This window comes from Desulfoferula mesophila (genome assembly GCF_037076455.1).
Lineage (GTDB): Bacteria > Desulfobacterota > Desulfarculia > Desulfarculales > Desulfarculaceae > Desulfoferula > Desulfoferula mesophila.
In genome coordinates, this window is sequence record NZ_AP028679.1 from 906,520 (window position 1) to 918,744 (window position 12,225).

Genomic DNA, 12,225 nt, shown 5'->3' on the forward strand with positions numbered 1-12,225 from the left:
TAGCGCCCTGTCCTAACGCTGGGGACGGTAGCCGTCCACCAGCATGGCCTTTAGCATCTCCAAAGGCGAAGCCAGGCCGTTGGCGTCCGCCGCCGCCTTGAGGGTCTGGGCCGGGCCCATGCTCAGCCCAGCCGCCTGCAGCCGGGCCTTTACCGCGGCCTCGCTCTGCCCGGCGGCCCGGGCCACCTCGGCCAGGGTCTTGTTGCCGATGCCCGTGCCCGCGAAACGCTCCTCCACCTCTTGGGCGGTGTAGGTTTTTCCGGCTGCCGCTGCGGGCGCCAGCGGCTTTTTTAGGGGCTTCAGCAGGGCGTAAAGGGCCGCGGGCGAGGTCCGGTTGAGCCGGGCGATGTCGATGACCGTGGCCTGGGGCGACACCCCCTTAAGGCCTTTTTCCTTCAAGAGGGCCAGGGCCTGGTCGGCCGGTAGCCCCACCTTCTTGCAGAATACCCGAAGCGTCAACTCCTCGGCATGGCCAAAGGGCGGCTCGTGGGCCGGGGTGGTTACCCAAATGCCCTTGAGATAGCCGTTGAAATCCACCAGCCAGCTCAGGGGCGGGAAGGGCTTGATGCCCGCGATGACCACCACCAGCAAGGCGGCCAATGTGATCCACAGCTCGCGCTTGCGGCCCTTGATCTGGGCGGCTTTGCCCTTGAGGTAGTTCATCAAGGGCTTCCAGTTCAGGTAGATATGGAAGCCCATAGCCACCAGGAACAGGATGGAGCTGATGATGTGGATGTTGCCCCACTGGGTCTTGGTCAGGCCCCAGAAGTGCCAATCGTTCCAATAGGCTATGCGGCCATGTGGCATCAGGTAGGCCACCAGGCCGCTGAGGCCCATGACGATGAGGCCCGCCGCGCTCATCAGCGAAGTCAGGCCCCGGTAGCTGAATTTGGCTTGTGCGGTGCTCATGTTGCTTGCCGGCTCCCCGCTAACAGAGGTTTAGGCCAGGGGCGCTTTGCTTTGCATCATGTCCTGGAAGCGGTCGAACAGATAATCCGCGTCGTGGGGGCCCGGCGCGGCCTCGGGATGATATTGCACACAGAACACCGGCACCTGGCGGTGGCTCAGGCCCTCCAGGGTGCGGTCGTTGAGGTTCAGGTGGGTCATCACCACCTCGGGATCGTCGATGGTGTCGGAGTCCACGCAGAAGCCGTGGTTTTGGCTGGTGATTTCCACCTTGCTGGTCTTGAGGTCCATCACCGGCTGGTTGGCTCCCCGGTGGCCGAACTTCAGCTTGTAGGTCTTGCCGCCCAGGGCCTGGCCGATCATCTGGTGGCCCAGGCAGATGCCGAAGATGGGCGAGCGGCCCAGGAGGTTCTTCACGGTGTCCACCACGTAGGTAACCGCCGCCGGGTCGCCGGGGCCGTTGCTCAGAAACACGCCGTCAGGGGTTAGCTTGAGGATGGTCTCGGCCGGGGTGGAGGCGGGCACCACGATGAGCTTGTTGCCCCGTTTCTCCAGTCGCCGCAGGATGTTGAACTTGATGCCGCAGTCCAGGCACACCACCTTGAAGTGGCCCTCGCCCCCGGCCCACAGCTCCTGGGGGTCTAACTCGCCGCTAAGATTTAGATCCGGTCCGGGCGCCCCGTCCAGCCAGCGGTAGGCCTGGTGACAGGTGACCTCCTTGACCAGGTCGATGCCCACCAGGCCGGGGCTGGCCTGGGCCTTGGCGGCCAGGCTCACCGGGTCCAGGTCCTCGGTGGACAGCACCCCCTTCATGGCCCCCCGTATGCGCAGATGGCGGGTCAGGGCCCGGGTGTCCAGCCCTTCCACCCCCATCACCCCGGCGGCCTCCAGGTATTCCCTGAGGCTCTGGGTGGAGCGGAAGTTGGAGGGAAACTCCTGGTATTCCTTGACTAAAAAGGCGCTGACCTGCACGGCGCGGCTTTCCACGTCCTCGGGGTTGGTGCCGTAGTTGCCGATGAGGGGGTAGGTCATGGCCAGCATCTGCCCCTTGTAGGAGGGGTCGGTGATGGCTTCCTGGTAACCGGTCATGGCCGTGTTGAAGCAAACCTCGGCGGCCACCTCGCCCGAACCGGCGAAGGTGCGGCAATGAAAGGCCGTGCCGTCTTCCAAAACTAGTAGAGCATCTAGGGCCACAGGCTTTTTTCCTTAAGAGCTTGAACTACTTGCGGGTAGTTCAAGGGGCTCAGCTTGGTTACGATGTACCGGCGCACCGCCTCTCCGGGAGGTGTGCCTTGTTTGTAACACACAAAGTCGGTTTTTACACCCATGGCCTTGGCCGCCCGGCTGGCCAACAGGGGCCAAATCACCCCCAGGTCGCCGGTGAGGGGCAGGGCGCCGGGCAGGCGGGCGAAGCCGCTCATCTCCATGCGGAAGGGCACCTTGAACCCGGTGGCCTTGGGCGTGCCCCGGTCGATGGCCTGGGCCACGGCCTGGGCGTCGCGCTGCATCTGCCACACCCGCTCCAGGTTGGGGTCCAGATCGATGCGCACCATGGCCTTGGAGCCCAGGCTGAAGGTGTCCATGCCCTCGTGGCGGGCCCACATGCCGTGGCCGGTGAACAACTCGAAGGGCCCGTCGTGGATCTCCTGGGTCAGGGCCACCCCGCTTTCTATTATAAGATCGGCCGAGGCCAAAAGCGCGGCCACTCGGGCCGAGCGCTGGGAGATGCCGATGGAGTCGCCCACCGCCAGGCCCACCTGGCCCCCGCCCACCAGCTGGGGCACGGTGACCAGGCAGGGCACTCCCCGCCGGGCGCAGGCCCCCAGCATGGTCAGGGGGTCGCAGCCCAGGCCCAGCACCGCCTCCAGGGGCTGGGCGGCCGCCTTGGCCAGATGCCCCAGCTCCCGGGCCATGCGCTCCACCCACAGGCCGGTGGGATAGGCCAGGTTGCCGGCCACCTTGATGATCTCGTTGCCCGGCGCGGAGAGCATGCGGCGGTACAGGTCGCGGTCCAGGTTGGTGTGCGCGGCCAGCTGGGCCAACTGCTCGGGGCCCAGCAGGGAGACCTCCACCTTGCCGTCGGCGGGCAGCACGGCCCGCTCCAGGCCCAGCTTGGCCCCTTCCACCCGGCGCACCCGCTCCAAGACCCCGCCCATCTCGTGGCCCACCACCGCGCTGGAGGTGAGCACCCCGTCCACCAGGCCCAGGCGCACCAGCTCGGCCACCATGCAGGTGACCCCCTCGTGCAGGTTGGGCCCCGAGCCGGTGGCCACCACCACCTTGCCCCCGTCCCTTTTGATGCGGGCCCACAGGCGCACCACCCGGCTCAGACGCCGCTTGGTCTCCGGGTCCAGGCCCTGGGCCAGGCGGCTCAGGTCGGCCTGGCTCACCAGCGGCCGGGGGCCTCGTTGGGGTTGGTGCCGTGGTTGCTTGGCGGCCATGAATTCAGACTCCTTGCCGGGTCAGGGCGTCCAGGATGTGCCCGGCCGCGGCCGAAGCCGCCCCGGACCAGCCGCCCACCACCCGGCGGGCGGCTTGCCCCGCCGCCGCCGCTTCCTGGGGCGCGGCCAGCATCCGCTCCCACCAGGCGGCCAGCTCATGGGCGTCGCCCACGGTTTGCGCCCCGCCCGCCTCTTGCAGGGCCAGGGCGGCGTCGAGAAAATCGGCCATGTCCGGGCCAAAGGCCGTGGGCACCCCCCAGGCGGCGGGCTCCATGGGGTTCTGCCCGCCCAGGGGCACCAACGAGGCCCCCACAAAGGCGGCCTTGGCCAGGCCGTAGAGGGTGAGCAGTTGGCCCATGGCGTCCACCACCACCAGCCGGGTGTCGGGCCGCCGGGGGCTGTCCGGTCCCAGATCGCTCCAGGCCTGGGCGGTGAGGCCCATGCCGCGGGCCGCGGCCAGCCAGCGGGGGGCTTTTTCCACGTGGCGGGGGGCCACCGCCAGAACCGCGCCGGGGTGGTCGGTCAAAACTTGCTTGAAGGCCCCCAGCACCGCCGCTTCCTCGCCGCTGCGCACGCTGCCCGCCACCAGCAAGGGCGCCTCGCCCAAGGCCAGGCGGGCGGCCAGGGGCGCAGGGTCCAAGGCGGCCACCCGCTGGGCCAGCCCGGCGTACTTGGCGTTGCCCTCCACCCGCACCCGCTGCGGCGGCGCGCCCAGGGCCACGGCCCGCGCCGCGTCCTGGGGGCCGATCATGCTGAGCAACGAGAAGCGCTCCAAACACCCGGCCACCAGGGGGCGGGCCTTCATGTAGCGGGGGAAGCTGCGCGGGCTGATGCGGCCGTTCAAGAGCAGCAGCTCGCAGCCGCCACGGTCCAGCCAGGCCAGGAAGTTGGGCCACAGCTCCGTCTCCAGCGAGGCGTAGACCTGGGGCCGCACCCGCTGCCAGGCCCCGGCCACCGCCCAGGGAGCCTCCAGGGGGAAGGGCAGCACCCGAGCTTTGCCCGCGAAAAGCTCCCGCGCCCGCTCCAGGCCCTTGGCCGTGGAGGAGCTGACGCTCAGCTCTATCTCCGGCCGCCGGGCCCACAGCTCCTGGGCCACGGCCTGGGCCACGGCCACCTCGCCCACGCTCACCGCCTGCAGCCACACCCGGGGGCCGCCGCCCGCCGGGGGCTGGTCGCGATAGAGCCCCAAGCGGGGCCACAACTCGCCCCAGCGCCGGGCCAGGCGCGAGCCCAGCCACAGGCCGGGCAGCGTGGTGCCCGCCAGGCCCAGGGCCAGGTTGTAAGCTATGAGGGATTTGCCCATGCTCGCCCGCCGGCCGCAACCGGCCGGATGTTCAAAAGGTTCCACCAGTTATAGCGGGCGGCCTCCGGCGCGTCAAGCGGGCGCGGGGTTCAGGGGGCTGGGCCGGCTGGGCCGTCCTGCCAGAAAATCCAAGAGTATGGCGTTGATGAGCCAGGGTCGCTCCAAAGGCCCGTAATGGCTGACCCCCGGCACCACGGCCAGCTGCCCGGCGGGCAGGGCCCGGACCATGTCCCGGGCGTGCTCCAGGCGCACCAGATCGTGCTGGCCCACCAGCACCAGGGTGGGGGCCGCGATGGTGGCCAGGTCCTCGGCCAAAAGGTTGGGCGAGGTGAGCCACATGGAGCGCACCGTGTCCACCAGGCGGGGCAGGTACTCATCATCCATGGGTGTGTGTTCGGCCAAGAGCTCCTTGTCCTCGGGCGCCAAATTGTCCCAGGTGATGGCCTTGGCCTGGTTAAAGAAGGCCTCCTCATAGCCGCAGACGTGGGCCGCGGCTCCGATCAGAGCCATGCGCTCCACCAGCTCGGGGCGGTCGCGGGCCAGGTACAGGGCCAGGATGCCTCCGTCGCTCCAGCCCACCACCTTGGCGCGCTCCAGGCCCACAGCCTGCATGAAGGCGGCGGCGTCGGCCGCGTACAGGGGGTAGGAGTGGGGCTGGGGGCAGTCCGAGCTGCGGCCGTGGCCCCGGCGCTCGGGCACCCAGACCTGATAGTGCTGCATGAGCTCGTACACCAGGCTGTGCAGCGACTCCAGGGTGACCAGTCCGCCCATCAACAGCAGCAGGGGCTCGCCCGCGCCGTGCACCTCGTAGTAGGTCATGACCCCGGCAATTTTTATGTACTGGCCGCCATCGCCAAGGACCTCACCATCGGGCAGGAGGAAGGAATTGATCTCGGCATCGATCATAGCTGACCTCTCGCAGGCAGGTTAATGCGCGCCGTGGGCAAATAAAGCGCCCGTAGCTCATCCCAGAAGTCGCCACCCAGCAGCCACAAGCTCACCAGGAGCATGATATCGCCAACCGCGCCGATGAGGATGCGGTTTTGGCTCGGCGCGGGCACGAACTCCGGCACATATGGGGAGGCCCAGCCGACCAAAAGACGGACGGAAAACAGCACCAGCCCCACCCCGTAGCGAAAGCGGCCCACCTGGTCGGGCGGCGCGGTCAGGCCAGGTGTACCCGGTCTCTTCACATGGTCCCGCTTGGTCCGGTCCTAGTGCGCCTCGGCCCAGTTGGCTCCTTGGCCGATGTCCACCTTCAGCTCCACGGCCAGCTGGTACACCCCCTCCATCTCCTGGCGCACCCGCTCGGTGAAGGCTTCCGCCTGCTTTTCGGGCACCTCGAACACCAGCTCGTCGTGCACCTGCAGGATCATCAGGGCCTCGGGGAACTCGGCGGCCATCATGTCAGCCACCTTGAGCATGGCCAGCTTGATCAGATCGGCCGCCGTGCCTTGGATGGGGGTGTTCAGGGCGATGCGCTCGGCCCCTTCGCGGGCCACCCGGTTGCTGGAGTTGATGGCCGGCAAGAAGCGCCGCCGCCCCAACAGGGTGGTGACGTAGCCCTTGTCCCGGGCGGAGGCCAGGTTGGTCTGCTGGAAAGCGGCGATGCCCGCGTAGCGGCCCAGGTACTTGCTGATGATCTCCTGGGCCTCCTGGTTGCTGATGCCCTGCTCCCGAGCCAGGCGGAAGGCGCTCATGCCGTAGAGCACCCCGAAGTTCACCGTCTTGGCCCTCGCCCGCATCTCCTTGGTCACCAGGCCGGGCATCACGTCGAACAGGCGCGCCGCGGTCTGGGTGTGCACGTCCAGGCCCTGGGACAGGTCTTCGAGGAGCAGCGGGTCGCGGCTCAGGTGGGCCAGCACCCGAAGCTCGATCTGGGAGTAGTCGGCGCTGAGCATGACCATGCCCGGCTCGGTGATGAAGCACTCGCGGATGCGCAGGCCCAGCTCGGTGCGCACCGGGATGTTCTGCAGGTTGGGGTCACTGGAGGACAGCCGCCCGGTGGCGGTAACCGCCTGGTTGAAGCTGGTGTGCACCCGGCCGGTGTCCGGGTGCACCAGGGCGGGCAGGGTGTCCACGTAGGTGCCCTTGATCTTGCTCAAGGTGCGGTAGTTCAAGATCTCGGCGGGCAGGGGGTGCTGGGCCGCCAGGATGGTCAGCACGGTGACGTCGGTGGAGTAGCCGGTCTTCTTCTTGGTCTTTTTCACCTGGGGCAGGCCCAGCTCCTCGAAGAGCACCGTGGCCAGCTGGGAGGGCGAGTTGAGGTTGAACTCGTGCCCGGCCAGCTTGTAGCAGGAGGCTTCCAGCTCGACGAGCTGCCCGCCCAGCTCCTTGCTCAGCTCGCCCAGGGCATCCACGTCCAGCTTGACCCCGTTCATCTCCAGCCGGGCCAGCAGGGGCACCAGGGGCATCTCCAGATCCAGGAACAGGGGCTCCAGGCCCGCCTCCTCGATGCGCGGGCCCAAGACCTTGGCCGCCTGCCAGGCCACGTCGGCGTCCTCGGCGGCGTAGGGGGTGGCTTTGTCCAGCTCGGCAAAGGCGAAGCTCTGGTTCTTGCCGCCCACCGCCTCCTCGTAGGGGATGACGCTGCGCCCCAAAAACTCGGCGGCGATGGCCGCCAGGCCGTGGGAGGTCTTGCCGGGGTTGAGCAGATAGCTGGCCACCATGGTGTCAAAGGCGATGCCCGCCAGCGGCGCGCCCGCCCGGCTCAAGACGATGTGGTCGTACTTGAGGTTCTGGCCCACCTTGGCCACCAGGGGGTCGGCGCACAGGGGGCGCAGCAGATCCAGGGCCTTTTCCCGGTCCATCTGCTTTTCCCCGTCCGGCAGTTGGTGGCCCACCGGCACGTAGATAGCCTGGCCCTTTTGGCTGCACAGGGAAAAGCCCACCAGTTGGGCCAGCATGGGATCGATGCTGGTGGTCTCGGTGTCGATGGACACCTTGCCCTTTTTGCGGGCCTTGGCGATCTCGGCCTCCAGCTCCTTGGGCTCCACCACCAAGCGGTAGTCGCCCTCGCTGGCCGCCGGCTGGGGCGCGAACTGCTTCATCAGCGAGGTGAACTCCAGCTGGGCCAGCACCGGGGTTATCACCTCCGGGTCCGGCGGGGCCATGGCGAACAGTTCGGGGCTGAAGCTGAGCGGCGCGTCGTCGGCCAGGCGGGCCAGGGTCCGGCTGATGCGGGCGTCCTCGGCGTGGGCCAGGAGGTTTTCCTTGAGCTTGGACTTTTTCATCTCCGGCGCGGCGGCCAAGACCGAATCCAAATCGCCGTACTGTTCCAGCAGGGTCTTGGCCTTCTTGGGCCCCACCCCCGGCACGCCGGGAATGTTGTCGGTGCTGTCGCCGGTAAGGGCCTGCAGGTCCACCACCAGCTCCGGGTCCACCCCCATCTTCTCGCGCACCTCGGCCGGGCCCAGGCGGGCCTCCTTCATGGTGTCCCACATGCTCACCCGGTCATTCACCAGTTGGGACATGTCCTTGTCGCCGGTGACCAGCACCACCTGGAAGCCCTGCTCCGTGGCCTGGCGGGCCAGGGTGGCCATCAGGTCGTCGGCCTCGTAGCCCTCCATCTCCACCGCCGGCAGGTTCAGGGCGGTGACCACCTGGCGCACCAGGGGCATCTGGGACTTGAGGGCCGGGTCCAGGGGCGGGCGGTTGGCCTTGTAGGGCTCGTAGAGCTTGTGGCGGAAGGTGGGGCCCTTGGCGTCGTAGACCACGGCCAGGTGGCTGGGCTGGGCCTCGTCCAACACCTTGAGCAGCATCTGCACGAAGCCGTACACCGCGCCGGTGGGCACCCCGTCGCTGGTGGTCAGGTTTCTTATGGCGTGGAAGGCGCGGTGGATGTAGCTGGAGGCGTCCAGCAGATATAGGGTGGGCTTTTTACTCAATTCTGGGTCTCCTATTAAAAACTAGATGTTCTCACTTAAATATTGTATCGCTTTGATGAAGTTACATTGTTCATAGTGAAAACGTGGCTCATCTTTTAGACCAGGTCCTAACAACGATAAAAACCTATTTTTTACGGATTGGGAGGGATCAAACACCCAGAATCTTCTTATGCTTGATTCACTATGCGTTGCTAGCGCAAATAAAAATCTAAAGAACATGTCCGTTTCTGGAAGGGAATATCCGATCACGTATATTGCTTCTGCTTCGGACAACTCCTTTGCCGCCATCTGCCAAATTCTGCCAATTTTTGCGTGGTGCTCATTTTTACTCCAAGTCGGTGGCACTAGCACTGGCCCCGACATCCCTAAGGAAGGATTTTTATTTGCATTTTGCAAGTGGCGAGCAACTATGAAAGGAACTTCGGGACGCAAGTTATCTGGTGCTCCCACCAAGCCAGACTGTAATAACTCCCGCATATTCCAGCTTTTTATTATATTGGTATGTTCTCCTAATCCCCAGTTAACCGAACCATGGAGCTTTAATAATGGAATTATGCCAGGTTCGGGCTTTTCATCAAGGCAACAACTAAAAGATTGATATTCACAGTGTAGGCTATAGTCTAAAGCCACATCATAGTTAAACGTAATTATAGATGGAACCAAGCTGTTTTGGTCTTTATATTTTTGCTTGATATTTTTAACAAATGAATGGTATGGGCCTTTTACGTTTATTTTACCTTTTGGATTGAGTGTAAGCGTCGTGCTAAGATCAATCGTTATGCCGATAAGTTTTTGAATGGATATATTTAACGATTCAATTTTGTTATGGGTATTGCTCCCAAGTTGTCCCAGAAGTTTCCCCATGTCAAAAGCGCTATAAACTGCTTCTATATTATTGAGGTCTAAGTTCGAATTAAACGAAGCACCCTTTAACTCATGGATTGCTTTGAATACGTCTTCAAAGTATCTTCTTTCGTTTCTTAATAATTGCCCTGAGGAATAAAAGTCCCGTGCCCTGTCAAGAAAATCCCGCATTACCGGTACGCCCGCATCCGCCGAGGCACCCGCGCCCAATATGAAAACAGTCTTGTACACCTAGCCCCCCTTACTCCTTACCAACCGACTTAAAATTCTAGGGATAGCTTAGGCTTCCAGCGCTTCCAGGGTCAAGGCCTGGGCCTGGGCCCAACGCAGCACCCGGGCCAGGTCGCGGCGCTCGTCGCCCAACTGGGGGGCCAGCTCCAGGGCGAGACCGCTCAGGGGCTCCAGCGCGGCCTGGATCAGGTCCCAGTTGGCCGTGGGGTAGCTCTCGCCCTGGTCGAAGCCGGAGCGGGGGCACACGTGGGCCTCCTCGCCCCCGGCCACGGGGATGCCGTAGAGGCGGCAGGTGAGGGGGCGCTCGGCGTAGAGCAGGCAGCGGCCCTTTTCCAACAGAGGACAGGCCACCCGGGCCCGGCTGAAGGTCATGAGGCGCTCCTCGGGCGATTGCCCCAGGGCCTGGCGGGCCACCTGGTCGAAGAGGGCCTCGGCCTTTTCGGCCCGGCGCAGAGCCTCGCGGCGGGCGTTGCGGGGCAGGCGGCGAAAGGCCAGGGCCAGGGCCAGGGCCTCGGCCGGGGTCAGGTCGAACACCGCGTGGCAGCAGTCGTCGCACCCGGAGCCGCAGCGCACCTCGGCGGGGAAGGATTGGGCCACCTGGGCAAAGGCGGCGTCGGCCCGCTGCCACAGGGCGGCCAGGCCCTGGCGGAAGGCCGCTAGATCGGCCGGGGGTTGCGATTGGCTCATGGAAACGTTCCTCGCGCTGCTGGGTGGGGTTACTTTAGGCCAGGGTCCGAGGGGCGTCAAGCGCGGCGGTTTGAACCCGCCCGGTAAAATGCCTATAATCGATAGAGAATGATCCGCTCATACCCAAGCTGTTAGGTGCTGCCCCGCCGGCACGCATTACGAAAGGAGAGCACCATGCCTGAGTTCATGAATCCCTTCCCCGGAATGGTACCGGGACGCAAGATGAAAGACCGCGAGTTGGCCCGGGCCATCCGCCTGTCCTTGGCGGCCGAGGAAGAGGCCATCCATCTCTACGAGGCCCTGGCCGACGCCACCACCAACAAGCTGGCCGCGGCGGTGCTGCAAGACATCGCCAACGAGGAGAAGGAGCACGCGGGCGAGTTCCTGCGCCTGCTCAAGATCCTGGACAAGGGCGAGGAGCAGTGGCTGGCCAACGGAGCCGACGAGGTGGAGGAGATGGTGGCCAAGCTGAAACCGGCCCGCAAGAAGGCCGCCAAGAAAAAGGCCGCCCCCAAGAAGAAATAAGCGACCCGGCTGAAATAAAGAGGCCGCGCTCTCCCTGGGGAGGGCGCGGCCTCTTTCGTTGTCGCTGCCTGCCTAGAAGCGCCAGTTGAGCGTGGCGCCGAACACGTAGCCGTTATCCAGGTCCACCTGGTCCTGCCCCCGGTCGCTCCAGTCGTCGCCCTGGAACCACAAACGGTCAAAGGCGTAAGAGGCGGTCAGGCGCAGCAATAGGTCATGGGGCAGGAAGAACTTGAGCCCGGCCTTGGCTTCCTTTTGGTAGAAGAACAGGCGGTTCTTGTCGTCGGTGCGCTCGCTCAAAAACCAGCGTTGGTAGGTCCAGTCGAAGCCCGCGAAGCCCTCCACCCAGGGCTTGGGGCGGTAGGCCACGCTGCTGATGACGGTGTTGGGGTAGATGTATAGGCCGCTCAAGGTCCACTTGGGCGCGGGCTTGTAGCGCACGCTGGCCAGGGGCAGGCCCACCAGGATGCTCAGGTTCTGGTCGGGCATGTAGGCGTAGGCCACCCCGGGAATGGGGATGCCCGGCAAAAAATCGCGGGTGTTGGAATAGTTGATGAGAAACAACCAGCGGTGGGCCTTGCCCTGGGGGGTCAGCAGGGTGGCCGTGGCCGAGATGGAGGTGTCGTCTAATTGGTTGAAGGGCTTGTCGCTGGGCGAACCCACGGTCAGCTCGCCGCCAAACACCCAGCCCCGCTCCATCTTGTGGCGGTAGGTGGCCCCCAGGCGCAGGTCGTAGAGGTCCTGGGGAAAGGCTTGCCCGCTGTCGGGCAAGACCGCCGAGGAGTCGATGTACATGTGGGAGGCCCGGCCGTGCAGGGCCAGCTCGTCGCGGGGGTTTTGATACAGGGGGACCAGAAAGCGGCCGGTGTTGCTGAGGTAGCCCAGGTCGCTGTTCTGGCCCTGCACCGCCTGGCTGGGCGAATAGCTGCCCTCGTAGTTCAGGTTGTACTTGAGGTTGCCGATGCGGGGCACCATCCAACCGCCCAGGTCCATGGCCCGGCTCGGCATCGCCCAGGTCAGGCCGGCGAGCAAAGCGATGCTCAAGGCTGTGATCAAGGATTTCCTAGACAAAGCGTGCAACTTTCTCTTGGGCTGGGGCGTCCGGGCCCGAGGCCCGAACGCGGCCCAAGCTAACCAGTTGGGCGCCTAAGATTCGGGCGGTCGCTCTTTCTTGGCCAGCAACCGCCGCCAGGTGTCGTCCATCACGAAATAGACCACCACGAAGACCAGGGAAAAGGCCAGGAGCAGCGAACCGAGGTCCAGGACCACCCAGGGCCAGCTTTCGCCTTGCCAGGCGGGTAGCATCAAATATATCTCCCTGGCCGCGAACCAGCCAGTGGCCAGGGAGCAGACGATCGTCACCACTCTCAGAAGCCGCGCCACC

Annotated in this window: 12 protein-coding genes; 1 reads left to right on the top strand and 11 read right to left on the bottom strand. The window is 65.1% G+C overall.

Going from position 1 to position 12,225, the window contains the following annotated elements; translation table 11 throughout:
- Window positions 1-12: 12 nt before the first annotated feature.
- The 9 genes from AACH32_RS03960 to AACH32_RS04000 all read right to left on the bottom strand — a co-directional run bounded on the left by AACH32_RS03960 (window position 13) and on the right by AACH32_RS04000 (window position 10,319).
- A complete protein-coding gene (locus AACH32_RS03960) occupies window positions 13-909 on the bottom strand; it encodes a DUF4405 domain-containing protein (protein WP_338605480.1) in 897 nt (298 codons plus the stop codon).
- 30 nt (window positions 910-939) lie between these two features.
- Window positions 940-2,100 (bottom strand): glutamine-hydrolyzing carbamoyl-phosphate synthase small subunit, encoded by a 1,161-nt coding sequence (gene carA, locus AACH32_RS03965; protein WP_338605481.1) that lies wholly within the window; start codon window positions 2,098-2,100, stop codon window positions 940-942.
- The gene (locus AACH32_RS03970) at window positions 2,091-3,347 is read right to left on the bottom strand and encodes a hypothetical protein (RefSeq protein WP_338605482.1); all 1,257 of its coding nucleotides are present in this window, start codon (window positions 3,345-3,347) and stop codon (window positions 2,091-2,093) included. Before AACH32_RS03970 ends, carA begins: the two co-directional genes overlap by 10 nt.
- 4 nt (window positions 3,348-3,351) lie before the next feature.
- Entirely contained in the window at window positions 3,352-4,650 is a 1,299-nt protein-coding gene (locus tag AACH32_RS03975) for a 3-deoxy-D-manno-octulosonic acid transferase (protein WP_338605483.1), read from the bottom strand.
- 72 nt (window positions 4,651-4,722) lie between these two features.
- On the bottom strand, window positions 4,723-5,556 hold the full coding sequence (locus tag AACH32_RS03980) for an alpha/beta fold hydrolase (protein WP_338605484.1): 834 nt from the start codon (window positions 5,554-5,556) through the stop codon (window positions 4,723-4,725).
- Complete coding sequence (locus AACH32_RS03985) at window positions 5,553-5,843, bottom strand: hypothetical protein (protein WP_338605485.1); 291 nt, start codon at window positions 5,841-5,843, stop codon at window positions 5,553-5,555. Before AACH32_RS03985 ends, AACH32_RS03980 begins: the two co-directional genes overlap by 4 nt.
- Before the next feature lie 21 nt (window positions 5,844-5,864).
- On the bottom strand, window positions 5,865-8,537 hold the full coding sequence (gene polA, locus AACH32_RS03990; protein ID WP_338605486.1) for a DNA polymerase I: 2,673 nt from the start codon (window positions 8,535-8,537) through the stop codon (window positions 5,865-5,867).
- 21 nt (window positions 8,538-8,558) lie between these two features.
- A complete protein-coding gene (locus AACH32_RS03995) occupies window positions 8,559-9,632 on the bottom strand; it encodes a hypothetical protein (RefSeq protein ID WP_338605487.1) in 1,074 nt (357 codons plus the stop codon).
- 48 nt (window positions 9,633-9,680) lie between these two features.
- A complete protein-coding gene (locus tag AACH32_RS04000) occupies window positions 9,681-10,319 on the bottom strand; it encodes a YkgJ family cysteine cluster protein (protein ID WP_338605488.1) in 639 nt (212 codons plus the stop codon).
- 174 nt (window positions 10,320-10,493) lie between these two features.
- Here AACH32_RS04000 and AACH32_RS04005 point away from each other — a divergent pair, with 174 nt between their 5' ends.
- Window positions 10,494-10,844, top strand: coding sequence for a ferritin family protein (locus tag AACH32_RS04005; protein WP_338605489.1), 351 nt, complete (start codon window positions 10,494-10,496; stop codon window positions 10,842-10,844).
- Between the two features lie 72 nt (window positions 10,845-10,916).
- Here AACH32_RS04005 and AACH32_RS04010 read toward each other — a convergent pair whose 3' ends face one another.
- Both AACH32_RS04010 and AACH32_RS04015 read right to left on the bottom strand, forming a co-directional pair.
- Window positions 10,917-11,897: a hypothetical protein gene (locus AACH32_RS04010; RefSeq protein ID WP_338605490.1), complete on the bottom strand. Its 981-nt coding sequence runs from the start codon at window positions 11,895-11,897 to the stop codon at window positions 10,917-10,919.
- Window positions 11,898-11,987: 90 nt separating this feature from the next.
- Window positions 11,988-12,224 carry a hypothetical protein gene (locus AACH32_RS04015; RefSeq protein WP_338605491.1) on the bottom strand — a complete coding sequence of 79 codons (237 nt, stop codon included), beginning with the start codon at window positions 12,222-12,224 and terminating at the stop codon, window positions 11,988-11,990.
- Window position 12,225 lies beyond the last annotated feature (1 nt).

Coding starts and splice junctions, on each gene's coding strand:
- AACH32_RS03960 (WP_338605480.1), bottom strand. CDS start 909: ATGAGCACCGCACAAGCCAAATTCAGCTACCGGGGCCTGACTTCGCTG.
- AACH32_RS03970 (WP_338605482.1), bottom strand. CDS start 3,347: ATGGCCGCCAAGCAACCACGGCACCAACCCCAACGAGGCCCCCGGCCG.
- AACH32_RS03975 (WP_338605483.1), bottom strand. CDS start 4,650: ATGGGCAAATCCCTCATAGCTTACAACCTGGCCCTGGGCCTGGCGGGC.
- AACH32_RS03980 (WP_338605484.1), bottom strand. CDS start 5,556: ATGATCGATGCCGAGATCAATTCCTTCCTCCTGCCCGATGGTGAGGTC.
- AACH32_RS04000 (WP_338605488.1), bottom strand. CDS start 10,319: ATGAGCCAATCGCAACCCCCGGCCGATCTAGCGGCCTTCCGCCAGGGC.
- AACH32_RS04005 (WP_338605489.1), top strand. CDS start 10,494: ATGCCTGAGTTCATGAATCCCTTCCCCGGAATGGTACCGGGACGCAAG.